The sequence below is a fragment of the Glutamicibacter sp. BS14 genome (genome assembly GCF_056934375.1).
This window is the reverse complement of record NZ_CM167801.1, coordinates 2,100,214-2,126,277: the sequence shown is the minus strand read 5'-3', so window position 1 is coordinate 2,126,277 and position 26,064 is coordinate 2,100,214. Positions and strand designations below refer to the sequence as shown.

The following is a 26,064-nucleotide window of genomic DNA, read 5'->3' as shown; positions in this document are numbered from 1 at the left end:
CCGGTGTTTCCGGCTTAGAGCGCTGGTTCTCCAACTTGGCCTTCACGAGCCAAAGCGGTCAGGCGCGAGACGGCGCGGAAGTACTTTTTCTGGTAGCCGCCGGACATCATTTCCGGGGTGAACAGTTCGCTGAATGGCTTGCCTGAGGCAACGATTGGCACGTCCTTGTCGTACAGGCGGTCAGCAAGAACCACGAAACGCAGGGCGATGGCCTGATCGGTGATGGTATCCACGTTGTGCAGAACCAGCACATCAGTCTCGGAAAGCAACTGGCGGTAACGCGACGGGTGAACCTTCGAAAGGTGAGCCACCAGATCGTCGAAGTTGTCATCGGCCAAGGTCTTGTCCGGGTAGCGATCCAGGGCGAATGCCTCGATGCTCGCATCGTCCAAGGGCTCGGGGGCATCGGGCAGGCCACGGTGGCGGAAGTCTTCGCCTTCGACGCGGTGCACGTCGAACTGCTCTGACAGGGTCTTGATTTCACGCTGGAAATCCACTGCCGCGAAGCGCCCCTCGCCCAGCGCACCAGGCAGGGTGTTGGAGGTTGCAGCCAGCTTCACGCCAGCATCGGACAGCTCGCGCATCAACCGGGACATCAGCACGGTGTCCCCCGGATCATCCAGTTCGAACTCGTCGATGCAGACCAGCGAGTATTGGCTGAGCACTTCAACGGTCTGGCGGAAGGACAGCGCGCCAACCAGGTTGGTGTACTCAACGAAGGTGCCGAAGGCCTTGCGGCCCGGGGCTGCATGCCACAGGGAGGCGAGCAGGTGGGTCTTGCCCACGCCGAAGCCGCCATCGAGGTAGATGCCGTTCTTGGTTTCCTTCTTCTTGCCGAAAAGCTTGGAGAAGAACGAACCGGAGTTGTTCTTGCCCACGGTTTCTGCGAAAGCCTTGAGCTTATTGACGGCTTCGGTCTGCGAAGGCTGGTTAGGATCCGGGCGATAGGTATTGAAGGACACTTCACCAAAGCGGTAGGACGGGTGGAATCCGGCCAGCAGTTCTTCGATTGAAAGATTCGGCTTGGTCTCGCTCAGGTGGGTGATCGTCGCCATTGGCTGTGGGAGTCCTTCAGTTGATTGCTCAGGAAATGGTCGGGAAGCCGTGGCTTTCCCATCGGCCAGTTTACCTTGAACGCGGCGAATCATTGCCGAAAATGTCGTAGAGCACACTGGGTTCGCAATGGATGAGGACTAGGCTAGAAGTAATGCCCGTGCCCGCTGTTTCCAGCGTGGCAAAAACTGACACCCGCAAGGATCGTGATTAGGAATGTCGTTGTCCGTCGAATCCAACGAGAAATATGCTGCCTATGCTCACCCAGAACGACTGGTTTCCACCCAGTGGGTGGCAGACAACCTCGGAGCCGAGAATCTCGTAGTACTGGAATCGGATGAGGACATCTTGCTGTATTCCACTGGCCACGTGCCAGGCGCGCTGAAGATTGACTGGCACACGGAGCTGAATGACGAAGTCACGCGCGACTACGTCGACGGCGAAGGCTTCGCACAGCTTATGGCCGCCAAGGGCATCACCCGCGAGTCGACCGTGGTCATCTACGGGGACAAGTCCAACTGGTGGGCCGCCTACGCGCTGTGGGTCTTCACACTTTTCGGCCACGAAGATGTCCGCCTGATGGACGGCGGCCGCGACAAGTGGATCGCTGAAGGCCGCGAGCTGAGCACCGAGAAGCCGGCCGTGACCGCCACCGAATACCCGGTAATCGAGCGCGTCGACTCCGAGATCCGCGCTTTCCTTCCGGAGGTCCTGAAGCACCTGGGCAACCCGCTGATCGACGTGCGTTCGGCCGAGGAATACACCGGCGAACGTACCCACATGCCGAATTACCCGGAAGAAGGCGCCCTGCGCGGCGGGCACATTCCAACCGCCGCATCGGTGCCATGGGCCAAGGCTGCGGCCGAGGACGGCACCTTCCGCTCGCGCGGAGAATTGGAAGCCATCTACCTCGACGGCGCCGGCCTGAAGCCGGGCGACGATGTGGTGGCCTACTGCCGCATCGGTGAACGTTCGAGCCATACCTGGTTCGTGCTCAAGCACCTGCTGGGCTTCGAAACCGTGCGCAACTACGACGGTTCATGGACCGAGTGGGGCAACGCGGTTGGCGTGCCCATCGTTCGCGGCGAAGCCGCCGGCGAGATGCCTGCACAGCGCGGAGCCCGCGCATGAGCCAGCTCCCCGATGCACTGAACGAAATCGTCGAGGAGTTCACCGAGGTGCCCGAGGCCGACCGCTTGGAACTGCTGCTGGAGTACTCGCGCGAGCTGCCCGAGCTTCCAGCACGCCTGGCTGATCATCCTGAACTATTCGAGCAGGTTGTCGAATGCCAGTCGCCGCTGTTCTTGGCCGTCGAGGTCTCGGCCGAAGCGAATAACCCGGTGGGACTGTTCTTCTCCGCTCCCCCGGAGGCTCCAACCACCCGCGGCTTCGCCTCGGTGCTGGCTGCCGGCCTGGACGGCGCGGAGGCCGCAGCGATTCTCGCCGTTCCCGATGACATGCCCCAGCAGCTGGGTCTGACCCGTGCGCTGTCGCCGTTGCGCATGCGCGGCATGACCGCCATGCTCGGCCGCATTAAGCGCCAGATCTCAGAGCAGCTGCCTGCGTAGGTTTTGCATCGAACGCAGCTAGAAGCCAATAAGCAGTAGTTAAGGATCCCCAAGCACGTGGGCAAGAAGAAGCAGGCCGCCTCCACCCCGGCGACCGCCGCGCTGGATGCGGCAGGTATCAGCTATGTAGCGCACAGCTATGCGCATAGCGACTTGGCCGAAAGCTACGGCGCCGAAGCAGCCGAGCAATTGGGTGCCAGTGGCGACCGGGTCTTCAAGACCCTGATGGTCTCCACCGGGGCCAACGCCGCCCAGGATCTGGCCGTCGCAGTGGTGCCAGTGAATGCGAAGCTGGATCTGAAGGCGATTGGCACCGCGTTGGGCAAGAAGAAGGCGCAGATGGCTGACAAGGCTGCCGCCCAGCGACGCAGCGGCTATGTCCTGGGCGGGATTTCCCCGTTCGGGCAGCGCCAGAAAACCGCTACCGTCATTGACTCCAGTGCGCAGCAGTTCGAGACGGTATTCATTTCTGGCGGGCGCCGCGGTTTCAGCCTGGAGATCGCTCCGCGAGATGCCGCGAAGGCGACCGGAGCCATTTGGGCGCCGATCGCCTCCGGCTAGACAGCGATTGGCCAAAAAAGGGCCCTGCCTGCGGGATCGAGATCTGTTGATCGTTCTCGCGGGCAGGGCCCTTTGCCGCCTTGGGCTATTGGACTTGAGGCAGCGGCATGCGCTTGCTCAAGAAGTCGGTGATCGCCCGGGCAAAACCCTGTGGATCCACATTCGGCTCACGCGTGTGCCCTGCCTTGGCAAAGGTCTTGAGCGTGACCAAATCCGGGCGCAGCGCCGCCAGTTTCAAGCTCGGGCCATTAGGGACGAACTCGTCATCACGGCTGTGCATTATCAGCGTCGGGAATTTCAATTCGTCCGCGCGGTCCACCCAATTCAACCGGCGCAGATTGACCGGGGCCGCTTGGCCGGTGACCCAGCGCCCTGCCTTATTGGACAGCAGCCACTGGCCGAACAGGCCCACCGATTGCGGGATCTTATTGGCCCGGGCCTGGTGCGAAAGCACATCTACCCAATTGATTACCGGGCCGACCAGCATGAGCGAGTCAATATGGTGGGCCAGCTTGCTCCGATCGGCGGCCTGCAGGCTGATGGCACCTCCCATGGACCAGCCCAGCAAGATGATCTGCTTCGCTCCGCGGTCCAGTGCGAATTGGATACCCGATTCCACGTCATGCCATTCGGTATCGCCCAGACCGTAGCGGCCATCCGGGGCGCTCGGAGCCAAACCGTCATTGCGGTAGCTCATCAGCAAGGTCGTAACCCCGAGTTCGCTCAAGGCAGGCAGCGCCCGAATGGTCTCATTACGTCGGGCGCCTCGGCCGTGCACGCCAATCACCCAGACATCTTCGTTCGTGGAGCCACGCACCAGCCAGGCTGGACCGTCGCCGCCATCCAGGGGCACGACTACGTCTTCTGCGTCAAAGCCCAGGTCCGCGGGGTGCTCGTAAATTGCCCCGGATAGGTTGCCGCGGCGTACTCCCTGGAGGGTGCCGTGATAGATCTTCTCGATTTTGCGCGCCACCAGGCGGGATTTGCCCGGAACGGCTTCCGGCGCGGAAAGCCGCAGCGCGCAGGAGTCGAATTCGGTGAGGAAGCTGCACGGACCAGGTTCGCTGGTATCGGCGTCCTTGTTGAAATGCAACCAGAGTTTGCCCTCGGCATCGGTGACGACCTCCCGGATGATGCTGTTGCCGGTGCGGCGTTCTTCCGGGGTCACTACACGTCGGGCGAAGTAACCGGCGAGCGCTGATACGCTGGCGGCCACCAGGGAACCAGCGCCCAGTCCCAGCCCAACCCCAATCAGGGTTGCAGGCACTGCGCTGCGGGGTTGCATGGTATCTACGATGTTCCGAGCCATGTTTTCATCTTTCCATGACCTGGCCCGGGAATCATCTAGCCTGCTCAAGCGTTTTATATTGCATGAATGATGAATCGGTAAACCAATCAGCACAGCCAGCAGACGAAGCAACCGCGCGCAGCGATGTGCAGTGGCAGCAGATCCTCTCTTCCGAGGAATTCCGCGTATTGCGCCAAGCAGGGACCGAGCGTCCATTTACCGGCGAATACTGGGATACCACTACCGAGGGCGTGTACTCCTGCCGAGCCTGCGGTTCGGAACTGTTCGCCAGCACTACGAAGTTCGATGCCGGTTGCGGCTGGCCTTCCTTCTTCGCGCCGTTGGCCGAAGATCGGGTGCGCTATATCAGCGACGAGTCCATGGGCATGAAGCGTGTTGAGGTGCGTTGCGCCAATTGCGATTCGCATATGGGCCACGTTTTCGAGGGTGAAGGTTTCCAAACCCCAACCGATCTGCGTTACTGCATGAACTCTTTGAGCTTGACCCTGCGTCCTGCTCAGGGCTAATGCCTTTGTCGGTGGCAAGGCATGGATCACTTTTAGAGCAAGAGTTGCTTATTCACTGATGACTTAGCATCACCTTTTCTGTTGTTTGAGCGTAGCGTTCAAGGTAAGCACTTGAGCGCTGCCCCAAACATGAAAAGAAGGTGTATGAAATGACTCAGATTTCCTCCAAGCCAGTACCGGCCACCGACGCAGAAGTACTGCAGATCGCAAACTCGGAAGCTTGGCTGACGCTGAAGTCTGCCGCCACCGAGTTCCAGGGCCTCCAGGGACAGGACGGTTCCTTGGCCGACAGCGCATCTGCACCACAGGCTGCCAAGCTCGTTGATTCCATCATCGAGTCGGTGCAGTCCTTGCGCGTGCACTTCGAGCACGACGCAGAGTACCTCGAACAGGTGGTCACGGACCTGCGCCAGTGGGCAGATGCAGGCTTCGGCGTTCCCGACTTCCTCGATTCGCTGATGCAGTTCCAGCCCCAGGCCCAGCGCATTGACGGCCTGCTGCATCTGGTGCTTTTCCCGATGTACACCCAGAACGGTTCAACCAACCGCCACCTCGAAGCCGTGCTGGTGCAGGTCATGTGGCCTGAGTTCATTGCCGATCTGGAGAGCAAGGACTACGCCAACGCCCTGTTCGTGCCGCTGCGCTTCATCGACTTCACCGAAGGCTACAACACCAATTCCGCGGTGCTCTTCCCGGAGTCGGTCGCCATTCGGCAGACTCCGTCATTCACTTGGGGCGCGATCTTCCAGGATCGTGAGGCTGTACGCTTCCGCAAGGTCCTGCAGGAAGCTACACGCATCACCAACCTCGAACTGCCCGATGACGCCGCAGAGCTGCTCAAGGACCAGCACCTGACCGAAGAAACCTTCATCATGTGGGACCTGATTCACGACCGCACCCACATGCGTGGCGATCTGCCATTCGACCCGTTCATGATCAAGCAGCGCATGCCGTTCTTCCTGTACTCGCTCGAAGAACTGCGTTGCGATTTGACCGCGTTCCGCGAATGCATGAAGATCGCCGCCAACCCGGCTTCGGATCAGAAGAGCGCCAAGATGGCCAAGCTGGTGCAATACGCGGTGATCTTCGACCGCATCTTCCGCTTCGCCATCACCGGCTCGCGCGTACGCAACTACGACGGTCTCGGTGGCCAGTTGCTGTTCGCATGGATGCACCAGCACCATGTACTGCACTGGACCGACACCAAGTTGAGCATCGATTGGGATCAGGTACCCGAGGTGGTTGCAGCCTTGGGGGATGCGATCGACGAACTGTATTGGAAGTCCATCGACCGTCCGAAGCTGGCTCACTGGCTTGCTGCCTACGAACTGGTTTCGGCCACCGTCACCCCGAACCCCGCGTCGGTCTGGGCCAAGGGTCCGGATGCCCTGCCGCTGACCGCACCACTACGTGAAATCACCGACCAGGTCATGGACGATGAATTCCCGCTGTCGATGTTCTACGAAGCTCTGAATAAGAAAATGGCCACCGTCATCGAATCGACCAAGGGCATGACCGGGGCAACGAAAATCTAGCCTTTCCTCTAGGCTAGAAAATGTGAGCAAAGAAAGAATCTCCTTGAACGAGACATCCAGACTAGTGCTCCTTGCCGGTGCTACTTCCGCCTCCGGCATTGCCAGCGCCACCGCGCTGGTTGATGCCGGAGCGCGTGTGCTTGCAGTGGGAAGCAACCAAGAGCGCCTCGACGAACGCCTCCCGTTCGTTCATGCCCGCTATGAATGCGATCTGGGCGACTTCGCAGCGGTCAAGCAATTGGCACTGCGGATTCATGAAGAGCACGGCAGCATCGATGCGCTGATCCACCTGGTAGGTGGCTGGCGTGGCGGTAAGTCGATCACCGGCCAAACCGACGAGGACTGGGATTTCTTGCACAGCAGCGTGCTGACCACCCTGCGCAACACCTCCCGCGCCTTCGTCGATGATCTGGTCGCCTCCCCCGCAGGCCGCTTGGCGATAGTCAGTGCCGAGGCAGTGCTGAATCCGACCCCGTCCAATGCCAACTACGGTGCGGTCAAGGCCGCAGCGGAACACTGGGTCAATGCCATCGCCCGCCTGTTCGCCAAGCAGGCAGAAAATGCCGCCGCGGTGAGTTGGGTCGTCAAGGCATTGAGCGACAAGTCTCCCGAAGAAACGCCTTCCGGGCAGACCCCGGTGCAGTTTCTTGCCCAGGCCGCAGTGGCTTTGCTTGGCCAGGATGCCCGCGAGCTCAACGGCACCCGGGTTGCATTGCCCAAGGCCTGATTACTGGTCGGTGCACACCTCTGGGCGCTGCACTGGCATAGCTTTCGACTTCACCCCTTGAACTACTAAGGACCTCCACAGCATGACTTTTACCCACGACGCTTCGATTCGCGGATTCGCTTCGGATAATTATTCTGGCGTGCACCCGCGCATCATGGATGCGATTGCCCGCGCCAACGGCGGCCACCAGATCTCCTACGGTGAGGACCAGTACACCGAGGAACTAGGCAACGTCGCCCGCAATGCCTTTGGCCCGGAAGCCCAGATCTTCCCGGTTTTCAACGGCACCGGCGCCAACGTCATCGCCTTGCAGTCCTTGCTTCCACGCTGGGGCGCTGTCATCTGCGCATCTTCTGCACATATCAACGTGGATGAGAACGGTGCGCCGGAGCGCATCGGCGGCTTCAAGCTGCTGCAGGTTGACACTCCCGACGGCAAACTGACTCCAGAGCTGATCGACCAGGAAGCATGGGGCTGGGGCGACGAGCACCGCGCGCAGCCGCTGGCCGTGTCGATCACCCAGGCCACCGAGCTGGGCACCCTGTACACCCCTGGGGAAATCAAGGCCATCACCGACCACGCGCACAAGCTGGGCATGAAAGTGCATCTGGATGGCTCGCGCCTGTCCAACGCCGCGGCCTCCCTGGGCGTGCCGTTGCGCGCGCTGACCACTGACGTCGGCGTGGACATTGTTTCCCTCGGCGGTACCAAGAACGGCATCCTGCTCGGTGAGGGCATTTTGACCCTGCGCAGCGAACTGGCCCAGGACCTGAAGTACCTGCGCAAGATGAACATGCAGCTGGGTTCGAAAATGCGCTTCATCTCCGCACAGCTGATCGAGCTCTACGGCACCGATCTGTGGCGCGAATTGGCAAGCCACTCCAACGCCATGGCCGCCAAGCTCTCGCAGGCAGTTGAGGAAATTGACGGAGTCCAGCTGGTCTACCCGACTCAGGCCAACGGCGTCTTCGCCCAGCTGCCTACCGAGGTCAGCGACCAGCTGCGCGAGCACTTCCGCTTCTACGACTGGGATCGCGCGGCCGGCCAAGTGCGCTGGATGTGCTCGTTCGACACCACCGAGGAAGATGTTGCAGCGTTCATTGCCAAGCTGCACGAGCTGCTCGGCGCCTACGCCGCCGCTTAGCATGAACCCGCGGTCGGCGCGCCGTACCCATGCTCGGGTACGGCGCGCTTAGACTCAAATTGTGACCAATGATCGCCCTGCTTCCGCCATTCCGAAGGCCTTTGCCACGGCCCTTGAAGAGTTGTCGCATGCCAAGGTGCGCAAGGAACTGAAATTCACCGAAATTCCGGCCCCTGGCAGGCTGGCGCCGTTCGCGCTGGCACTCAGCGGCGACGTGATGGATGTGGTTGCTCCCGGACACGGCCCCCAGGGCCAGGAGATTGGCCGCACCCCGTTCCTCCAACCAGCCGAGCAGCTGGCCACCGGACGCTTCATCCTCCTCTTCGACCCCGCAGGCCAAGAACTGTGGAATGGCCAGTTCCGCATCGTCACCTACATTCGGGCCCGTCTGGATCATGAAATGGGCCAGGATTCCATGCTGGCTTCCGTCGCGTGGTCATGGCTCGAAGAAGCCCTGCGCGATCGCGACGCCGCATACCATTCCGCTGGCGGTACTGCGACTCGGGTAATTTCCGAATCCTTCGGCAATCTCGCCGGGGAACAAGACCATATCGATATCGAGCTGCGTGCTTCCTGGTCCCCGGACTCTGACCATCTGGGAACGCATCTGAGCGCGTGGGCCGATATGGTTTGCACTTTCGCCGGCCTGCCTCCCCTGCCCGAAGGTGTGCAGCAGCTGCCTCATCGCCGCCTGAGCTAGCGATTATCAATGCGATGGAGCCGAATAGTCCTAGAATGGAAGCACCATGCCGAATTCTGACTCTTCCGCTCCCGCATCATCCACCACTGCCAACGAGGCCGCCGCACCCGTTCTGACGCCACTAAGTGCGCCACGCGACGGGATCCCCGAAGTCATCGACACCGCACCTGCCTTGCGCCGTGCAGTGCGGGCGCTGGAAGCCGGCATCGGCGATCTGGCCGTGGATACCGAAAGAGCCAGCGGGTTCCGCTACGGCCAGCGCGCCTTCTTGCTGCAGATTCGCCGAGAAGGTGCGGGTACTTGGCTGATCGACCCTGAAACCCTGGACGATCTGTCCCCGCTGCGCGAGTTCGTCAACGAGCAGCCCTGGATCCTGCATGCGGCCACCCAGGATTTGCCGTGCCTGCACGAATTGGGCATGTCCCCTACCTCGCTGTTCGATACCGAGATGGCTGGCCGTCTTGCGGGATTCCCCCGCGTCTCGCTGGGTACCATGGTGGGCGAATTGCTCGAGCTGCAGTTGGCCAAAGAACATTCGGCAGTGGACTGGTCCACCCGCCCGTTGCCTGAATCATGGCTGAACTACGCCGCACTGGATGTGGAAGTTCTCGAAGAGCTGCGCCAGGCCATCACCGCGGTGCTGGAAGAGCAGGGCAAGCTGGATTTCGCCTTCCAGGAATTCGAGTACGAACGCAATCTGCCTGACCCTTCCCCGGCACAGGTGCCGTGGCGCAAATTGTCCGGCATCCATAAGCTCAAGAGCCGACGCAATCTGGCGGTAGCTCGCGAACTGTGGCTTTCCCGCGAAGCCCTGGCGCAGAGCCGCGACGTTGCCCCGGGTCGGCTCATTCCCGACCGCGCCATCATGGCCGCCGTGGATCAGCGCGCCACCAGCGTTCCAGCGCTCTTGCAGATCCCCGGGTTCCACACGCGCAATGCCAAACGCGATGCCGCACGCTGGGTCGACGCGATCAAGCGCGGCAATAGCACCAGGGACCTGCCCGACCTGCGCGCCCCCAAGCCGGACTTGCCGCACCCCCGCTCATGGGCCGAAAAGAACCCGGCCGCGGCGAACCGGCTGGACGCGGCCAAGCTGGTCGTCAATGAGGTGAGCGAGCACTGGAATATTCCCGGCGAGAATCTCTTGACCCCGAAGTACCTGCGTGAATTGTGCTGGAATGCGCCGGCTCGCATCAGCGAGGCAAGCGTAGCGGACATGCTGGAAAATCTCGGTGCCCGCCAGTGGCAGCGTGGACTTCTTGCGGACAAGCTGGCCATCGCGTTGAAGCAGGCCTAGGCGGTTTCCAAGAAGGATTCACCGCGGGTTCCCGGATTTGCGAGGTGCTGCACTTGCACTTCAAGTTACTACTGAGTAACGTATGGTTCAGGTCACAGTGATGCTGGCCACTGCCCGGTCTTCACGGGCAGCATGAACCAACCCCAAGGAGCCCGACGGTGAGTGCCAACGCTTCGACCGTGCGCAACAATGCGCGCCCTTCGCTCGACGACCGCGATGTCGTCTTCATCGACGGGGTACGCACCCCATTTGGCAAAGCCGGCGAGAAGGGGATCTACCACGGTACCCGCGCCGATGACCTTGCCGTCAAAGCCGTACGCGGCCTGCTGGAACGCAACCCGGAAGTTCCTGCCGAGAAGATCGACGAGATCTCCATTGCCGCAACTACGCAGTCCGGCGATCAGGGCTTGACCTTGGGCCGCACCGTGGGCCTGCTCTCCGGTATCCCCAAGTCCGTTCCGGGCTTCGCCATCGACCGCATGTGCGCCGGAGCGATGACCGCCGTCACCGCGACCGCCGGCGGCATCGCTTTCGGCGCCTACGACGTAGTGGTCGCCGGCGGCGTGGAGCACATGGGCAACCACCCCATGGGCGCCGGAGCGGACCCGAACCCGCGCTTCCTCTCCGAGCGCATCGTCGACCCGCAAGCATTGAACATGGGCAATACCGCGGAGAACCTGCACGACCGCTTCCCTGCGATCACCAAGGAACGCGCCGACCGCTATGCTGTCGCATCGCAGGCCAAGCTGGCCAAGGCCTACGAGAACCAGCAGATCCAGGCCGATCTGATCCCCGTGGCAGCCAAGCGGCCGGGCGAAGGCTGGGCCGTGAACTCGGTTGACGAGCCGCCACGGCCAGGCACCACCATGGAATCGCTGGCCGAACTGCGCACCCCCTTCCGCGCCCACGGACGCGTGACCGCAGGCAACGCAGCAGGCTTGAACGACGGAGCCACCGCCGCCCTGCTGGCCAGCGGCGAGGCAGTGCGCGAACTGGGCCTGGAACCGAAGATGCGCATGGTCTCCTTCGCCTTCGCCGGCGTGGACCCGGACGTGATGGGCTACGGGCCGGTGCCGGCCACCGAAAAGGCCCTGGCCAAGGCCGGCCTTGGCATCAACGACATCGGCCTGTTCGAAATCAACGAGGCTTTCGCCGTGCAAGTGCTGTCCTTCCTCGACTACTACGGAATCGACCAGGACGATGAGCGCGTGAACCGGTACGGCGGTGCCATCGCCGTGGGCCACCCGCTGGCCTCTTCCGGCGTGCGCCTGATGTCCCAGCTGGCCCGCCAGTTCTCCGAAGACCATTCGGTGCGCTATGGCATCACCACCATGTGCATCGGCTTGGGCATGGGCGGCACAGTGATCTGGGAGAACCCAAACCACGCGGACTTCGGCAGCAAGGCATAAGGAAGAGACAATGACTGCAATGAGCAAAGATTTCCAGGCTGTCGCGCAGCTGATGCACGATGAGACCGTCACCCACACCTTCGTGAAGGATGTGGCCTTGCCAAGCGGCAAGACAATGGCACTGCTGACCCTGGATAACGGCCTGGACCACAAGAAGCCGACCACCCTCGGGCCCAATGGCCTGCTGGAACTGCGCGCCGCGCTGGAAGTCCAAGCAGAACGCGCCAAGAATGGCGAGATCGATGCCCTGGCGATCACCGGCAAGCCGTACTTCCTGATTGCCGGTGCCGACCTGTCGGCCGTCACCCGCCTGAGCGCACCGGATCAATCAACCGCCATGGCTTCGCTGGGCCACTACACCTATGAGCTGCTTGCCGATTTGGGCGTTCCGACCTTCGCTTTCATCAACGGCCTGGCGCTCGGCGGCGGCTTGGAAATCGCGCTGGCTTGCAACTACCGCACGGTCAGCACCGCCGCGGGCGCTTTGGGCCTGCCAGAAGGTTTCCTCGGCCTGATTCCGGGTTGGGCCGGCGTATACCGCCTGCCCCGCCTAGTCGGCCCCGAGAACGCGCTGAAGGTCATGATCGAGAACCCGCTGAACAGCAACCGCACCCTCTCCGGTCCGGCAGCTGCCAAGATGGGGGTGGCCGACGCCCTGTTCGAACCAGCTGACTTCATCGAGCACTCCATTGCCTTCGCTGACGGTGTCATCTCCGGAACCACAGAGGTCAAGCGCCCCAATGCGGTCGATCCAACCGATCCCGAGGTTGCTCGCCGCTGGCTGGATGCGGCCGACGCTGCCGAAAAGTTCGTCGATGCGAAGCTGTCCGGCGCGGCCCCGGCACCGTACAAGGTGCTTGAGGTCTTCCGCAAGGGCCTGGCCATCTCGCAGCAGGAATCAGCAGTCCTTGAAGTCGAAGCGCTGACTGGCCTGATGAGCACCCCGCAGTTCCAGAACACCGTGTACGCCTTCCTGGACCTGGTCCAGAAGCGCGGCAAGCGCCCCGCCGGCGCACCGGATCCAAAGCTCGCGCGCCCCGTCACCAAAGTGGGTGTCGTTGGCGCAGGGTTGATGGCTGGCCAGCTGGCCCTGCTGTTCGCCCGCCGCCTGAACGTTCCGGTGGTTATCACCGATCTGGATCAATCGCGCGTGGACAAGGGCCTTGCCTACATCCATGGCGAGATCGACAAGCTGCACGCCAAGGGCCGCATGAGCCAGGATGCGGTCAACCGCACCAAGGCTCTGGTTACCGGATCGGTCACCAAGAAGGCGTTCGCGGATGCCGACTTCGTCATCGAGGCCGTCTTCGAAGAGCTGAATGTGAAGAAGCAAGTTTTCGCAGAGGTTGAAGCCGTGGTCTCCCCCGAGTGCATCCTGGCCACCAACACTTCCTCGCTCTCTGTCACCGAGATGGGCCGCGACTTGTCGCATCCAGAGCGCCTGGTCGGTTTCCACTTCTTCAACCCGGTAGCCGTGATGCCGCTGCTGGAAATTGCTGCTACGGAGTGGACCAACGATTCCTCGCTGTCCACTGCATTCGTGCTGGGCAAGAAGCTGAAGAAGACCACGGTGAAAACCAAGGATTCTGCCGCATTCGTGGTCAACCGCGTACTGCTTCGCCTGATGAGTGAAGTCCAGGCCGCTTTCGACGAGGGCACCGACGCGAAGACAGCTGACTCGGCACTGACCCCCATGGGCCTGCCAATGAGCCCGTTGACCTTGTTGGCGATGGTAGGTCTGCCGGTCGCGCAGCATGTCAACGAGTCGCTGAACGCCGCTTTCGGCGAACGATTTGCCGTCTCGGAGAATCTGCAGAAACTGATCGATGCCAAGATCACTGCCCTCTGGGTCAAGGATGAGGCAGGCAACCAGGTGCTGAATCCCGAGGCTGAAAAGCTGATGGCCTTCGGCGATCAGCACTCGAGCAAGGAACAGATCCTGGCTCGTGTTCAAGATGCTCTGGCCGAGGAAATCGGGCTGCTGCTGGATGAGGGCGTCGTTGCCGAAGCAGCCGACGTCGATCTATGCATGATCACCGGTGCCGGCTGGCCAATGCACCTCGGTGGCATCACCCCGTACCTGGACCAGGTTGGCGCCTCCGAACGTGTCAACGGGAAGAGGTTCAACGGCTAGTACCTTCCGGGCCGTTCTTGGTTCCGGTGCTTCTCCCTGAGTGCTGGACCCATGCGAGATGCCGTGACCGCTTCCCTCATGAGGAAAGCTGGTCCCGGCTTCTTGCTGCCCCGTTAAGATGCAGGAACCCCGTACAGCTGGTAAATGCTGCTGTACGGGGTTCCTGCGCTCCATGGAGCTGGGCTTCGCATGCCCAGTTACTTAGATGATGTCTTCACCATTGCGACGGGCTTCCAGCCATTCCTGGATAAATCCCCTGCTGATGAAGAACAGTACTCCGGCCACTATAACTGGCCATACCAGTACGTACAGGCTCAGGAAAAACGTCGTCATTATTTGCCTCCCAGGCTCTTTGGGTCGTGTCCGGCTTCTGCAGCCCCGGTCTTTGCAGGTACTGCGTCGAAGTCACCGGTGCGTACTGCGATGACATCGAAGTCGAATTCCATCTTGGATCTGAATGACATGAGGTAGCAGACGATGGTACTTACCGAGTAGGCAACCAGCGAGGCGCTCAAGGTCGTGTAGTCGCGCAAGAATCCGAAGACGAATGGTGCGCTGGCCAGCATCGCGACGACCCCAACAATTTTGGCGACGCGCAGACCGAAGAACCCGAAGCTCATCAATGCCAAGACCACGCCAATGCCAATCACCGACAGCAACTCGATCAGCAAGCCGGTGACGCCATTGATAGGGATCAGCTCGAAGCGAACCGGGATGAAGATCGCCAGAGCAACCAGTACTGAAACGGTGAAAGCCTTGTTCGTGACCTTCTTCCAGTAGAAGCTGGCCAAAACCGGGAAGACCAGCGCGCCCCAAAGAGCTCCTACGAAGACCAGCAGGTCCAGGATGTTCAGTTGCATGCTCGCGAAAGCGACTGCCAACGCGGTGGCAACGACCATGGTCGCACGGCCAATGAGAAGCATCTTCTTCGGATCAGCCTTGTCCTTGCCTGCGACGTTCTGTCCGTACACGTCGGCCATCATGATCGAGGACAAAGCTGCCAAGTCCGAGTCAGCAGTTGACGACAGTGCACCAATGATCATGATGAAGAACAGCGCCAGCAGTACACCTGGCAGGTAGCTGGCTGCCATCTCAGGGATGAGGTTGTTCATGTCGCCACCGGATGGCTCGAACCCAATGTACAGGGCGAGCACGCCGAGCATGCCCACGCCAATGACCATCGCGCCGTAGCCGATGGTTGCAGTGATGAAAGTTGGCTTGATCAGGTCCTCGCGTACTGCGAAGAGACGCTGGGCAATGGTCTGGTTGCCAATTGCGTAGGCCAGAACAGCGGCAATGTATGGTGCGCCCTGGCCCAAGAATGCTTCAGAAGAGAAGAAATTGGACTGCTGCGGGGTCAAGTTGCTCGCACCGGTTTCGAATGCGGCCGGGAACCCTGAGGCAAAGAAGATTACTGGGACAATAATTGCTACAGCGCCGAGCATGGCAACGACCTGGACAAAGTCGGTCAATACCGAGGCACGGAATCCGGACCACAGCGTGTAGAGCAGAACGCCGCCGGCAACGGCCAGCACGCCTTGGATGAAGTTGAAGGGCGAAAGCATCGAAATCAATACGCCACCGGCAATGAAGTTGGACATCAAGGAGATGACCGAACCAACGATATTCGACCCGGCGAGCATCAGCTGGCTGGAGCGCCCATGGCGTGCGTGCATGACCTCTGCGAGCGTGTGCGCGCGTGGCGCGACCTTGCGTATCCGCTTGCCGAATGGGTAGATGAACAGAATCATCAACGCACCCCAGAGCCCATAGTGGATCGGGCCGGAGATTCCGTAGGTGTACCCGGACGTGGCCGAGGCATACATCGATGAGGCCCAGATCCAGGTAGCGGTCATGCTTGCAGCGGAAATGCCGAATCCAATTTTATTTCCCGCCGTCATGTAGTCGTCGGCGTTTTCTTTCTTCTTCCCGATTCGGGTGGAAATATAGAAGGTTCCTCCATAGAAGAACACCAATAGCAAGACAACAGTTAGGGCGCTGAACTGCACTATTTCGTTATTCACGCGCCACCTCCCTCTAATAGACAGTGATGAGATTCGCGCCGGGAGCTAAATGCTCAACCGGCGACTTATCCTGCACGTCTTCCTGCGAGATGTCATCGCAAGGGGTAAATTTCAGCTGACGCGCACAAGCCCCTGGGCCCATGAACCACTTCCCAACACTCAAGTTTCGTTCGTTTCTCATTCGTATCGTTCATCCCTAGTCACGGGGAGCACCAGCTCGTGGATTCGCTCCAGAACCTGGCGCTTTTGGCTTCACAACGTGAATCCGGACCCATGGTTTGCCTGCATCGCACTTGCGGCTAGCCATATTGGCGCGCAATGGCGCTTCGGGTCAGTTCAGGCGCGGTACTCGCGTTGGCGAATGCCGCCTGCCTTCCATCGGAGGACTGCTGCCCGGAACTCAACACGCGATTACTGCGTGGAGTAACTCAGTCGGCGATAAAATGCCGCACGGGAAAACAGCGAAAGCTCTCTCCGAAATTAGTAGCTTCAACTAACTACATACAAATATTAGCATGAATGCAAAGATATTCGAATCTTCCGCCGCAAGGCAGCGGGGCAACCCAATCACCGATCGGCCGGCAGGGGGCACGATGTTGAATCAGCCCATCGCCTGTATCAATCACGGGACTACCTTGCAGATGCGTGTAACGGTGCGCACATAAGTGCGGAAAACCGGGGTAAAAAATATCTAGTTCTGGCCGTTCTATTCCCCACTGGGAGACGGGCGGGCATGCCCCAATTACACCACCCGAAATGCCCCACCTGGATTACTAACCTCTCCAAAGTGCGGGATTCAGAGCCATGCCGAGGGAGCACCCGGCGCTATGGATACTCTCGGGACTTCGAAAACACTGCATAAATATTCATAGTATTCGATACCGCCTGGCGAACGCATGCAGACCGCTCCCCCGCCGATCAAACTCACCGCATGCCGCATCCTCCTGACGCGGACGCTTTGCTCTTAGCGCCGGCACAGAGATCTCTGCCAGAATGGGTGCATGACTGACATCGCCCGACCAGCCCGTCGTACGTTCATGTGCGCCTCGGCAGCACTTGGTTCCGCCGCACTGCTCACCGCCTGCGGTGATGGACATTCTGAAGCCGACACCCCCGAGGCATTGCCGATCCCTGAACCAACCGGAGAAGGACAGGCGCTCATGAAGGCCAAGGACCTTGCCATCGGATCGCGTGCACTCGCTCCAGCCAAGGATCCTTCCGGAAAAGAAGTAGGCGTTTTGCTCTTCCGCAAGGATGAGAAGACAGTTTTGGCCTACTCGAACGTCTGCACCCACCAGGGTTGTGCCGTGAGCCCGAAGTCCAGCAAGGAAGATTTCTACTGCGCCTGCCATGGCTCACGATTCGCACCCGCTGACGGTACCGTGGACGAAGGTCCAGCTATCGCGGCTCTGCCACGCTACGCGGCGGCAATTGAAGGTGACGACATCGTCGCCTATATCACCGCCACAGATTAGTTTCCCAGCTCTTTTAAAGCACGAAAGGCTGAACCCGGATGGGTTCAGCCTTTCGTGCTTTCTAATTGGTTCGTTTAGAACAATGCAACCTTCTGCGGGGTCGGGAAGAGCTCATCCATCTGGACCCGTTCCGCAGCGCTCGGAACCCAACGCACCGCTGCAGCGTTGGCTCGAATCTGCTCGGGACGGGTGGCACCGGCAATCACTGAGGCCACCGGCGACTGCGCTGCCAGCCACGAAAACGCCAATTCGATCGGCGTCAGATCCCGTTCGGCGGCAAACGCATCGAATTTATCCAACTGCTCGAAATCGCTGGTTTCCACGAGATGCTGACGAGCGTGAGTCAGGCGACTGCCTTCTGGGGCATGCCCCTTGGAGTATTTCCCGGTCAGCAGGCCGTTTGCCAGCGGGAAGTAGGGCAAGACGCCCAGATCGAATTCACGAGCCGCTGGAAGCACTTCCAGTTCTGCACGGCGGTCAATCAGGTTGTAGTGATTCTGTGCCGAGACGAATCGCTCGGTTCCCAATTCACGGGCCACGTACTCCGCCTGGGCGATTTGCCAGCCGGCCCGGTTGGAATGACCGATGTAGCGAACCTTGCCGCTGGTGACTAGCTCATCCATAGCCCGCAAGGTTTCTTCGATGGGAGTGTTCGCATCTGGGGTATGGAACTGATACAGGTCGATGTAGTCGGTACCGAGCCGCTTGAGTGACGCTTCGACGGCTTTGACGATATAACGGCGCGAACCACGTGCATTGAAGTCCGGACCATTTGCGCCCTGCATATCCATGCCGAATTTGGTGGCCAGCACGATGTCATTGCGTGCTTGCCCTAGCGCTTTGCCCAGACGGATTTCGGAAAGCCCTGGTTCCTTTCCATAGACATCCGCGACATCGAAGAGCGTAATACCCGCATCAAGCGCCGCATGGATAACCGCGTCGGTTCCTTCTTGGGATTCGGTCGCAGTACCTGCGCGGCCAAGATTGTTGCAGCCTAGCCCGACGACGGAAACACTCAGGCCGCTGCGGCCTAGCTGACGGAATTCCATGGACACCTCATCTGTTGGTTTGTTCATCCGCTTCACTGAGCGACGTTATACCCATAGGCTATCCGGTAGGTAGTTGTGCTCAACATTTCACAGCACAATTCACTGCATTGCATATTTATCCATTAGGATGGAAACATGTCTAAAGTTCTTACCAATCTCCCTGTAGGCGAGCGCGTAGGTATCGCGTTCTCCGGTGGCCTCGACACCTCGGTGGCAGTAGCCTGGATGCGCGACAAGGGCGCCATCCCTTACACCTACACTGGCGACCTCGGCCAGTACGACGAGCCAGATATCGACGCTGTACCTGGCCGTGCACTGGAGTACGGTGCAGAGAACTCCCGCCTGGTTGATTGCAAGCCTGCTCTGGTTGAAGAAGGCTTCGCAGCACTCGCCTGCGGCGCTTTCCACATCCGCACTGGCGGCAAGACCTACTTCAACACCACCCCGCTGGGCCGCGCCGTCACCGGCACCCTGCTGGTCCGCGCAATGCGCGAAGATGGCGTGGATGTCTGGGGCGACGGTTCGACCTACAAGGGCAACGACATCGAGCGCTTCTACCGCTACGGCTTGATGGCCAACCCTAAGCTGCGCATCTACAAGCCATGGCTCGACCCCAACTTCGTTGCAGAGCTTGGTGGCCGCCAGGAAATGTCCGAATGGCTGCAGGAGCACGGTTTCCCTTACCGCGATTCGGCCGAAAAGGCCTACTCAACCGATGCCAACATCTGGGGCGCAACCCACGAGGCGAAGACCCTGGAACTGCTGAACAGCTCCATCGAGTCTGTTGAGCCGATCATGGGCGTGAAGTACTGGGACGAGAACGTAGAGATCAAGACCGAAGATGTCTCGGTTTCCTTCGTCGCTGGCCGCCCGGTAGCCATCAATGGCAAGGAGTTCACCGATCCGGTGGCTCTGGTCAACGAAGCTAATATCATCGGCGGACGCCATGGTCTGGGCATGAGCGACCAGATCGAGAACCGCATCATCGAGGCCAAGTCCCGTGGCATCTACGAAGCACCAGCAATGGCGCTGCTGTACATCGCCTACGAACGCCTCGTGAACGCGATCCACAACGAAGACACCGTGGCCAGCTACCACAACGAAGGCCGCCGCTTGGGCCGTCTGATGTACGAAGGCCGCTGGCTGGACCCGCAGGCCCTGATGCTGCGCGAATCGCTGCAGCGCTGGGTCGGCTCGGCCATCACCGGTACCGTCACCATCCGCTTGCGCCGTGGCGACGACTACACGATCGTGAACACCGAGGGCGAGAACCTGAGCTACCACCCGGACAAGCTTTCGATGGAGCGCGTAGGCGACGCCGCTTTCGGCCCAGTGGACCGCATCGGCCAGCTGACCATGCGCAACCTGGATATCGCGGACTCCCGCGGCCGCCTGGAGCAGTACGCCAACATGGGCCTGGTCGGCGGCACCACCGCTGAACTCGTCGGCTCGCTGGAAGCTGGCGGAGCTGATGACATCGTGAACGCAACCCAGGTTGATAGCGATGACCTGGCGACCGACCGCGCTATCGAGTCTGCTGCATTCGACGCAGGCACCGACTAGACGCCAAGGCACAGCTAGAGGATCGGCCAGGTTCTCCCTTCACGGGGAGAACCTGGCCGATCTTTTATTCTGCCCGGAAACCGGTCAGCGCAAAAAAATAGTCCCAGACGTGTGAACGTCCGGGACTAGCCTGGGTTGCAGGCTGTCAGCCCTCGATCAAGGACAGCAGCGGGCTCACCGCGATGGTGAAACCAATCAAGGAAATCAGTCGAAGTACCATGCGGACACGTGCTCCCTGCTTGGTATTCGGTTCTGGCAGGCGGAAGCCCTGTTCAACGATCCACACCAATATGGCAATGACAACTCCGGTCAAGGCAACCTGCGCTGGGGCGAGGCCAGAAAGCAGGGACACCACTCCAATGCCGATGATGACACCGACGCAAGCCTGGAAAACCAGGTGCAACGGCGTGCGGGTTGCTCCCATCCGCGGGACTTTACGCTGGGCACCGGGGGTCTCGTCCCGGTCTTCTTGTGGAATCATTTCTCCTTGTTTCCTGCTCGTTTAAACCTGTGCTTTCGCGGGGCCGCGCGAAGACACCACATCCTTGGACAACAGCAGGCCACTGCCGCCGTTAAAAACCACAGTACCGAACCGTGGAGCCCGGGCTACTTCTTCGAATCCCAGGGCACGATGAAGCGCCAAAGACGCAGTATTCTGCGCGTTGACCACGCACCATGCGGTCGAAGCGCGCTGCGCAATCCATGACAGCCTGGCCTCGGTTAGGCTTCGTGCCACGCCCCGTTGCCGGTATCCGCAGGCAACCTCGATCCCGGCAAGGTAATAGCCAGCTGGCGCCAACGGATCAGCAGGCTCCCACCAATGGGCTCGAGCCCAGCCAAGCAGCTCTCCGGCCGGGTTCTTGACGACTACCTGGCATTCACCAGCGCCCCAATTTCCAGGTTCAGCCTGACGCCCCAAACTCTCCGACAGCCGACGGATGGCCGGGTGGTCCGCTGCCTGCATTGGCTGCGTCGCAACTATGGGGCTTATCATTCGTGATCAGTCGATGGACATCGGCTTTGGTGGCATCGGGTGCGCCATCTTCAGCTTGTTCAATTCCGCATAGGGCGCAACACCGATACTCATCTTGGTGAAGTCCAGCTTGGCTTCGCGGATGCACGTCTTGATCGCAGCGACTGCAAGCTTTGGAGCTGGTGATAGGACTCGGATGTTCAGCTTTCGGTTACCGAAATCGCTGGACTCCACCGTGCCAAGTCCGCGCCATGCCAAGTGGCCGGTCAGCGCTTCCTTGGCCTTCTTGTCCAGGTACTGGTCGCGCTCGGTGCCATTTGCGGATTTCAGCGCGTACTGCACGATAACCCACGACTGATCTTCTTCCTTGATCTCTGCATAGCCTTCGGCAGCACAGGCTTCAGCGAAACCAGCGAACAATTCGTCGGCGCGGTCGGTGTTTACGTTCTGGACTTCATTGGTCTTGGACATATGTCCCACGGTGCCGTGATTGATCACGAACTGACCCAATTCATCGTCCTCGAACTGCTGGAACCATGCTTCGCGGAATTCCAGTTCGTTCTTTTCGTTCATCCGGTAGGTGCGAATGATCGCCATGTGATTACCCCTTGGGTCTACGGTGTGCTTAGTTATCTAAATTTTTGGAGGCTTCGGCAAGCTGTGCGGCTAGGCGCTCAGCCTTGGATTGCCAGGTGGCGCGGTGTTCGGCATTGAACGGTGCATCGTTGTTGATCACGGTGCCGAGCAACAGTCCAGCTTCTCTTCCAATACTACGAACTAGGGAAGCTGGATAGTTCATGCCTATTTCATGTTCGGCGAATTCATCTTCATCATCAAGGAACACGCCTTGGCTACGTGAACGAATCACGTCCAAATCCATGTCAATGGAGTTGACTTCCCAAGCGCCACGCTTCATCCGTCGCCATCCGATGTTGCTGGACAGGTCGATGTAGACATCAAAATCTTCCAGTGCATCCGCATAGAGGGTGGCAATCCACTGGCCCGAGTGTGGAATCAGGCAGAGCGCATTACTCGCTGCCAAGTGTGCGGTGCCCGGACGGGCTACCAGTGCGCCGGCCGGCTGGTGAAGCCAATGTCCGTATTTGTCCTGTCCGAGATAAAATCCGGGCACCACCCAGTGCGGGCTGGAATCATACTTCCAGGCGCGCGCTACCACCAAGGAACCCTCGGCGATAGTTTCTGGGCTACGGGGCAGGTCTACCGGGCAGCCGGACGGTGAGCTCACAGCTTCGGAATCTGACCGGTAGGCAGGTCTTGTCCAGGGAGGGGCCGGGCGAATGGAACCTTGGTTCCCAGAACCTGCGCCAGGGTATCGCGGGCTACCTGCTGTGCAGTCAGTCCAACGCGGTCCAAGACCTCAGCACGAGTTCCGTGCGCCAAGAATTCGGTAGGCAAACCTACTTCGTTCAGAGCCGTATCGACACCCGCTGCACGCATTTCGGTGCGCAAGCGCGAACCCACACCGCCGGCTCGGACGCCATCTTCGATGCAGACCACAATGCGGTGACGGGCTGCCAGTGAAATCACCGAGGTTGGCATTGGTAGAACCCAACGAGGATCCACCACGGTCACCGATACGCCCTGGCTGTTCAGTCGTTCTGCGACATCCAGCGAAAGCTCGCTCATGGCGCCCACGGAAACGATGAGAACATCCGGTGCGGAACGGTCCCCCAAGCGTGCCAGAACATCCACGCCATCTGGCAGGCGGTCCACAGCTTCGATGGGTTCACCCACCGAGCCCTTGGAGAATCGCACGACACTTGGCGCATCATTGATGTCAAGGGCTTCACGCAGTTCCTCCCGCAGGCGGTCGGCATCGCGCGGCGCAGCCAGATGCAGGTTAGGCACGATCTGGGTCAGCGCCATATCCCACATGCCGTGGTGGCTGGCGCCGTCCGGGCCGGTGACTCCAGCGCGGTCCAGCACGATGGTGACACCTGCCTTATGCAGGGCCACGTCCATCAGCAATTGGTCAAAGGCACGGTTGAGGAAGGTCGCGTAGACGCAGACCACCGGGTGCAGTCCGCCAAAGGCAAGGCCGGCGGCAGTAGTCATGGCGTGCTGTTCGGCGATGCCCACGTCAATGACGCGTTCAGGGTGTTCCTGGGACATTTTCTTCAGGCCCACTGGCTGCAGCATGGCACCGGTGATCGCCACAATGTCCTCGCGCTCGTTGGCCACCGCCGCGATCTCTTCGCCGAAGACGCTGGTCCAGCTCTGCGCGCTGGACTTGGAAACCGGCAGACCGGTGATTGGGTCGATAACGCCAACGGCGTGGAACTGGTCAGCTTCATCGGCGCGGGCCGGAGCGTAGCCGTGGCCCTTCTCAGTCAGGGCATGCACGAGCACTGGGCCCGCGTACTGCTTGGCCTGCTGCAGCGCTTCTTCTACTGCGCGCTGGTTGTGGCCATCGATCGGGCCGATGTACTTCAGGCCCAAGTCCTCGAACAGGCCTTGCGGTGCCCACCAGTCCTTGATGCCCTTCTTGGTGGCGTGAAGGGACTTGTAAGTGAAATCGCCTACTGGCCCGGATCCCTTGAGCTTGACCTTGAGCTTGTCCATGGCGTTCTCGTAGGCCGGGTGGGTACGGAACTTGTCCAGCTGCTGGCGCAGTCCCGAAAGCTGGTTGGCCAGGCCGCCGATGGTCGGGGCGTAGGAGCGGCCGTTGTCGTTGACCACGATGACTGCTTTGCGGTCCTTGTCGGCAGCGATGTTGTTGACTGCTTCCCAGGCCATGCCGCCGGTCAAGGCGCCATCGCCCACCAGGGCTACGGCGTAGCGGTCATTGTTATTCATCAGCTTGTTGGCGCGGGAAATTCCATCAACCCACGACAGCGAGGAGGAAGCATGGGAGGACTCAACCACATCGTGTTCTGATTCACCGCGGTCAGGGTAGCCCGACAGGCCTCCTTGCTGGCGCAAGGTCTCGAAATTCTGGCGTCCGGTAACCAACTTGTGCACATACGACTGGTGTCCCGTATCGAAGACGATGGAGTCAGTTGGGGAATCGAAGACACGATGGATGCCCAAGGTCAGCTCGATAACACCGAGATTGGGACCCAAATGGCCGCCAGTACGAGCAACATTGTCGATGAGGAAGCCGCGGATTTCCTCCGCCAAGTCGTCGAGCTGCTCGAGGGTAAGCGCCCGCAGGTCACTTGGTTTCTTGATGGTCTTCAATAAAGACACGTTCATCCCCTTCACAAATTCGCCGACAATAGGCTGGAAAGCCCATGCGAAATACCTAGTTTACCGCGTTCAAGGCTTCTTTCATTATCCGTCAACGTCCGTGCTGGTGCTAATTTCCTAGCAATGACGTTCACTACCCCGAACGCATGTGCCCGTTCGCGTGCGAGCCTAGTTGCGGTCCAGCGTATCGGCCAGCATTTGCAGCCCTTGCGCTTCGAAGGATTCATCTCCAACTTCATAAGACCAGACGGCCGTGCCCAGGCCTTCACGTAGTTGCATCATTTTCCATGATAATTCTTCGCGCGGATCATAGCCGTAGCCCTGAAGGAAGGCTTGTTCCAGCTCCGGATGCCCCACCCACTGCTGTAGTGAGAGTCGCGCGAAGTCGCTGGAAGCTGGACGGAATTCAAAACGTCCAAAATCAATGACTTTCAGTTTTCCTTGGTCTACGAGCCAATTACGAGGCTGCCAGTCTCCGTGCGTTGGGACGACGGCCACGGATTTAGGCTCGTAGCTGGTGAACAGGTCCCTGATCTGCCGGCACCGTGAAGCACCAATGCGGTGCTTGCGTTCAAGCAGCTGAAGGAATTTTGCCGTCAGCCGGGCTTCGTAGCCATGAGCAACACGCTGTTCTTGATCGTGCAGCAACCTGAGCGCGTGTCCCGCCTGTCGATGCGAATCCGGCGCGTATTCATGTTCTGTCCCTACGCACAGTTCTCCGGGTTGGTAGTCCAGCACTGCCAGGCGGTGCACATCGCTTGAAAAACGCAGCCGCGCGGCCAGCCCGGCTTCGGCAAGTACACGCGTGTACCGGCGATGTGCTTCCAGCTCCCGGATGATGTGATGGTTGCTTTCGCCCGCGGTCTTGAGCACGAAGTGCTTTCCGGCTGCATCCAAATGGAGGACTTTAATGTCTGTCAGCCCCCAAGACATGTCCGAAACGACTGTTGCCTCTCCGAGCCAGGAACGCACTTGGTGCACTTGGCCCGCATTCAGCAGATCTTCAAGGGCAGGTGACGTCATCGGAAGTTCCTCTCCGCCAACAGTTTTCTGGAAGTGATTCCCGAGTCTAGCAATTGATCTCCAGGCTCCCTGCGGGCGGCGCTAAGCTGAGCGTATGCCATCTTCCTTCGATCCTCATCACGTCTCAGCGAGTTATTCGAGTCTCGCCAGCGCCTATATCGATCTGTTCGCTTCGCCCGAGCAGGCGGAGCTTGAAGACCGGGAGCTGATTGCGGCGTGGGCGGGGCAGCTGGAGGGGCCGGTCCTGGACGCTGGCTGCGGGCCTGGGCATTGGACACAGTTCATCGCCGATGCCCATCGGCCGGCTACAGGCGTTGACCTCGTTCCGGAGTTTCTGCACTTCGCACGGCGCAACTTCCAGAAGCCCGATTTCCTGCGTGCGGACTTGGCACAGTTGCCGTTCGAAGACCACCATTTTTCCGGGGTGCTCGCCTGGTACTCGGTAATCCATGCTCCTCCAGCCGAGCTTCCGCAGCTGTTGGGCGAGTTTGCCCGGGTGCTCAAGCCACGCGGCAAGCTGCTGCTCGGATTCTTTGCCGGGGATCAGCTAGAAGCCTTTGGCCACCAGGTCGCCCCGGCCTGGTATTGGCCGCCCGGGGAATTGGAGCTGTTGTTGGAAACGTCAGGCTTCAGCGTGCTGGAAGTTGGCACCCGCACCCGGTCCACGGCCCGCACCCATGGTCAGCTGAGTGCGCAAAAGGCTGGTTAAAAACCTGAGACCCAAGGCAATTGCCTTGGGTCTCAGGTTTTCCCGCGATGCGGAACTACTTAGAGATTCGCTTCGACCGGAGCCGAGGTGGATCT

25 protein-coding genes are annotated in these 26,064 nt (G+C 60.1%); 14 read left to right on the top strand and 11 right to left on the bottom strand.

Annotation, left to right across the window (positions count from 1 at the left end; genetic code table 11):
* Positions 1-14: 14 nt before the first annotated feature.
* Positions 15-1,055, bottom strand: coding sequence for a cell division protein ZapE (gene zapE, locus AC1Z36_RS10050; RefSeq protein ID WP_105661466.1), 1,041 nt, complete (start codon positions 1,053-1,055; stop codon positions 15-17).
* 214 nt (positions 1,056-1,269) lie between these two features.
* Between zapE and AC1Z36_RS10045 the strand changes: the two genes are divergently transcribed.
* Genes AC1Z36_RS10045 through ybaK form a run of 3 tightly spaced genes read left to right on the top strand, consistent with a single transcriptional unit; the run spans position 1,270 to position 3,182 of the window.
* Positions 1,270-2,184 carry a sulfurtransferase gene (locus tag AC1Z36_RS10045; RefSeq protein ID WP_105656728.1) on the top strand — a complete coding sequence of 305 codons (915 nt, stop codon included), beginning with the start codon at positions 1,270-1,272 and terminating at the stop codon, positions 2,182-2,184.
* The gene (locus AC1Z36_RS10040; protein ID WP_105656729.1) at positions 2,181-2,621 is read left to right on the top strand and encodes a SufE family protein; all 441 of its coding nucleotides are present in this window, start codon (positions 2,181-2,183) and stop codon (positions 2,619-2,621) included. The genes AC1Z36_RS10045 and AC1Z36_RS10040 overlap by 4 nt, the downstream gene beginning before the upstream one ends.
* A gap of 57 nt (positions 2,622-2,678) precedes the next feature.
* Positions 2,679-3,182, top strand: coding sequence for a Cys-tRNA(Pro) deacylase (gene ybaK, locus AC1Z36_RS10035; RefSeq protein WP_105656730.1), 504 nt, complete (start codon positions 2,679-2,681; stop codon positions 3,180-3,182).
* Positions 3,183-3,267: 85 nt separating this feature from the next.
* Here the strand turns inward: ybaK and AC1Z36_RS10030 are convergent, their stop codons facing one another.
* On the bottom strand, positions 3,268-4,491 hold the full coding sequence (locus AC1Z36_RS10030) for an alpha/beta hydrolase family protein (protein ID WP_105656731.1): 1,224 nt from the start codon (positions 4,489-4,491) through the stop codon (positions 3,268-3,270).
* Positions 4,492-4,553: 62 nt separating this feature from the next.
* Here AC1Z36_RS10030 and msrB point away from each other — a divergent pair, with 62 nt between their 5' ends.
* The 8 genes from msrB to AC1Z36_RS09990 all read left to right on the top strand — a co-directional run bounded on the left by msrB (position 4,554) and on the right by AC1Z36_RS09990 (position 13,943).
* Positions 4,554-4,997: a peptide-methionine (R)-S-oxide reductase MsrB gene (msrB, locus tag AC1Z36_RS10025; protein WP_105656732.1), complete on the top strand. Its 444-nt coding sequence runs from the start codon at positions 4,554-4,556 to the stop codon at positions 4,995-4,997.
* Between the two features lie 149 nt (positions 4,998-5,146).
* Complete coding sequence (locus AC1Z36_RS10020; protein ID WP_105656733.1) at positions 5,147-6,532, top strand: DUF6421 family protein; 1,386 nt, start codon at positions 5,147-5,149, stop codon at positions 6,530-6,532.
* Positions 6,533-6,554: 22 nt separating this feature from the next.
* Positions 6,555-7,259, top strand: a complete 705-nt coding sequence (locus tag AC1Z36_RS10015) for an SDR family oxidoreductase (protein WP_286134570.1) — start codon at positions 6,555-6,557, stop codon at positions 7,257-7,259.
* An 82-nt stretch (positions 7,260-7,341) separates the two neighbouring features.
* Entirely contained in the window at positions 7,342-8,403 is a 1,062-nt protein-coding gene (locus AC1Z36_RS10010) for a threonine aldolase family protein (RefSeq protein ID WP_105656735.1), read from the top strand.
* A 61-nt stretch (positions 8,404-8,464) separates the two neighbouring features.
* A complete protein-coding gene (locus AC1Z36_RS10005; RefSeq protein ID WP_105656736.1) occupies positions 8,465-9,103 on the top strand; it encodes a DUF3000 domain-containing protein in 639 nt (212 codons plus the stop codon).
* Positions 9,104-9,149: 46 nt separating this feature from the next.
* Entirely contained in the window at positions 9,150-10,400 is a 1,251-nt protein-coding gene (locus AC1Z36_RS10000; protein WP_105656737.1) for an HRDC domain-containing protein, read from the top strand.
* A 158-nt stretch (positions 10,401-10,558) separates the two neighbouring features.
* On the top strand, positions 10,559-11,809 hold the full coding sequence (locus AC1Z36_RS09995; protein ID WP_181148799.1) for a thiolase family protein: 1,251 nt from the start codon (positions 10,559-10,561) through the stop codon (positions 11,807-11,809).
* Between the two features lie 10 nt (positions 11,810-11,819).
* Entirely contained in the window at positions 11,820-13,943 is a 2,124-nt protein-coding gene (locus tag AC1Z36_RS09990; RefSeq protein WP_105656738.1) for a 3-hydroxyacyl-CoA dehydrogenase NAD-binding domain-containing protein, read from the top strand.
* Between the two features lie 201 nt (positions 13,944-14,144).
* On the opposite strand, the gene AC1Z36_RS09985 is transcribed toward AC1Z36_RS09990, so the two are convergent.
* On the bottom strand, positions 14,145-14,276 hold the full coding sequence (locus tag AC1Z36_RS09985) for a putative transporter small subunit (RefSeq protein WP_219844114.1): 132 nt from the start codon (positions 14,274-14,276) through the stop codon (positions 14,145-14,147).
* Entirely contained in the window at positions 14,276-15,967 is a 1,692-nt protein-coding gene (locus tag AC1Z36_RS09980; protein WP_105656739.1) for a sodium:solute symporter family protein, read from the bottom strand. Before AC1Z36_RS09980 ends, AC1Z36_RS09985 begins: the two co-directional genes overlap by 1 nt.
* A 1,001-nt stretch (positions 15,968-16,968) precedes the next feature.
* Between AC1Z36_RS09980 and AC1Z36_RS09975 the strand changes: the two genes are divergently transcribed.
* A complete protein-coding gene (locus AC1Z36_RS09975) occupies positions 16,969-17,442 on the top strand; it encodes a Rieske (2Fe-2S) protein (RefSeq protein WP_483561239.1) in 474 nt (157 codons plus the stop codon).
* 74 nt (positions 17,443-17,516) lie between these two features.
* On the opposite strand, the gene AC1Z36_RS09970 is transcribed toward AC1Z36_RS09975, so the two are convergent.
* Complete coding sequence (locus tag AC1Z36_RS09970; RefSeq protein WP_105656741.1) at positions 17,517-18,491, bottom strand: aldo/keto reductase; 975 nt, start codon at positions 18,489-18,491, stop codon at positions 17,517-17,519.
* Between the two features lie 135 nt (positions 18,492-18,626).
* Here AC1Z36_RS09970 and argG point away from each other — a divergent pair, with 135 nt between their 5' ends.
* Positions 18,627-20,054, top strand: coding sequence for an argininosuccinate synthase (gene argG / locus AC1Z36_RS09965; RefSeq protein WP_105661468.1), 1,428 nt, complete (start codon positions 18,627-18,629; stop codon positions 20,052-20,054).
* A gap of 145 nt (positions 20,055-20,199) precedes the next feature.
* Here argG and AC1Z36_RS09960 read toward each other — a convergent pair whose 3' ends face one another.
* From AC1Z36_RS09960 to AC1Z36_RS09935, 6 genes are all read right to left on the bottom strand, one after another.
* The gene (locus AC1Z36_RS09960; RefSeq protein ID WP_105656743.1) at positions 20,200-20,535 is read right to left on the bottom strand and encodes a hypothetical protein; all 336 of its coding nucleotides are present in this window, start codon (positions 20,533-20,535) and stop codon (positions 20,200-20,202) included.
* A gap of 21 nt (positions 20,536-20,556) precedes the next feature.
* Complete coding sequence (locus tag AC1Z36_RS09955; protein WP_105656744.1) at positions 20,557-21,048, bottom strand: GNAT family N-acetyltransferase; 492 nt, start codon at positions 21,046-21,048, stop codon at positions 20,557-20,559.
* A gap of 6 nt (positions 21,049-21,054) precedes the next feature.
* Positions 21,055-21,624: a hypothetical protein gene (locus tag AC1Z36_RS09950; protein ID WP_105656745.1), complete on the bottom strand. Its 570-nt coding sequence runs from the start codon at positions 21,622-21,624 to the stop codon at positions 21,055-21,057.
* Positions 21,625-21,652: 28 nt separating this feature from the next.
* Positions 21,653-22,273: a DUF402 domain-containing protein gene (locus AC1Z36_RS09945; protein ID WP_105656746.1), complete on the bottom strand. Its 621-nt coding sequence runs from the start codon at positions 22,271-22,273 to the stop codon at positions 21,653-21,655.
* Positions 22,270-24,237, bottom strand: a complete 1,968-nt coding sequence (gene dxs / locus AC1Z36_RS09940) for a 1-deoxy-D-xylulose-5-phosphate synthase (RefSeq protein WP_105656856.1) — start codon at positions 24,235-24,237, stop codon at positions 22,270-22,272. The genes AC1Z36_RS09945 and dxs overlap by 4 nt, the downstream gene beginning before the upstream one ends.
* A 168-nt stretch (positions 24,238-24,405) precedes the next feature.
* On the bottom strand, positions 24,406-25,260 hold the full coding sequence (locus AC1Z36_RS09935; RefSeq protein ID WP_105656747.1) for a phosphotransferase: 855 nt from the start codon (positions 25,258-25,260) through the stop codon (positions 24,406-24,408).
* A gap of 94 nt (positions 25,261-25,354) precedes the next feature.
* Between AC1Z36_RS09935 and AC1Z36_RS09930 the strand changes: the two genes are divergently transcribed.
* A complete protein-coding gene (locus tag AC1Z36_RS09930) occupies positions 25,355-25,969 on the top strand; it encodes a class I SAM-dependent methyltransferase (protein ID WP_105656748.1) in 615 nt (204 codons plus the stop codon).
* The last annotated feature ends 95 nt before the right edge of the window (positions 25,970-26,064 follow it).

What these genes read in the sequence shown, in the direction of transcription:
- zapE (WP_105661466.1), bottom strand. Translation starts at nt 1,055, where the DNA reads ATGGCGACGATCACCCACCTGAGCGAGACCAAGCCGAATCTTTCAATC.
- AC1Z36_RS10045 (WP_105656728.1), top strand. Translation starts at nt 1,270, where the DNA reads ATGTCGTTGTCCGTCGAATCCAACGAGAAATATGCTGCCTATGCTCAC.
- AC1Z36_RS10040 (WP_105656729.1), top strand. Translation starts at nt 2,181, where the DNA reads ATGAGCCAGCTCCCCGATGCACTGAACGAAATCGTCGAGGAGTTCACC.
- AC1Z36_RS10030 (WP_105656731.1), bottom strand. Translation starts at nt 4,491, where the DNA reads ATGGCTCGGAACATCGTAGATACCATGCAACCCCGCAGCGCAGTGCCT.
- msrB (WP_105656732.1), top strand. Translation starts at nt 4,554, where the DNA reads ATGAATGATGAATCGGTAAACCAATCAGCACAGCCAGCAGACGAAGCA.
- AC1Z36_RS10020 (WP_105656733.1), top strand. Translation starts at nt 5,147, where the DNA reads ATGACTCAGATTTCCTCCAAGCCAGTACCGGCCACCGACGCAGAAGTA.
- AC1Z36_RS10010 (WP_105656735.1), top strand. Translation starts at nt 7,342, where the DNA reads ATGACTTTTACCCACGACGCTTCGATTCGCGGATTCGCTTCGGATAAT.
- AC1Z36_RS10000 (WP_105656737.1), top strand. Translation starts at nt 9,150, where the DNA reads ATGCCGAATTCTGACTCTTCCGCTCCCGCATCATCCACCACTGCCAAC.
- AC1Z36_RS09990 (WP_105656738.1), top strand. Translation starts at nt 11,820, where the DNA reads ATGACTGCAATGAGCAAAGATTTCCAGGCTGTCGCGCAGCTGATGCAC.
- AC1Z36_RS09985 (WP_219844114.1), bottom strand. Translation starts at nt 14,276, where the DNA reads ATGACGACGTTTTTCCTGAGCCTGTACGTACTGGTATGGCCAGTTATA.
- AC1Z36_RS09975 (WP_483561239.1), top strand. Translation starts at nt 16,969, where the DNA reads ATGACTGACATCGCCCGACCAGCCCGTCGTACGTTCATGTGCGCCTCG.
- AC1Z36_RS09970 (WP_105656741.1), bottom strand. Translation starts at nt 18,491, where the DNA reads ATGGAATTCCGTCAGCTAGGCCGCAGCGGCCTGAGTGTTTCCGTCGTC.
- argG (WP_105661468.1), top strand. Translation starts at nt 18,627, where the DNA reads ATGTCTAAAGTTCTTACCAATCTCCCTGTAGGCGAGCGCGTAGGTATC.
- AC1Z36_RS09960 (WP_105656743.1), bottom strand. Translation starts at nt 20,535, where the DNA reads ATGATTCCACAAGAAGACCGGGACGAGACCCCCGGTGCCCAGCGTAAA.
- AC1Z36_RS09955 (WP_105656744.1), bottom strand. Translation starts at nt 21,048, where the DNA reads ATGATAAGCCCCATAGTTGCGACGCAGCCAATGCAGGCAGCGGACCAC.
- AC1Z36_RS09950 (WP_105656745.1), bottom strand. Translation starts at nt 21,624, where the DNA reads ATGGCGATCATTCGCACCTACCGGATGAACGAAAAGAACGAACTGGAA.
- AC1Z36_RS09935 (WP_105656747.1), bottom strand. Translation starts at nt 25,260, where the DNA reads ATGACGTCACCTGCCCTTGAAGATCTGCTGAATGCGGGCCAAGTGCAC.
- AC1Z36_RS09930 (WP_105656748.1), top strand. Translation starts at nt 25,355, where the DNA reads ATGCCATCTTCCTTCGATCCTCATCACGTCTCAGCGAGTTATTCGAGT.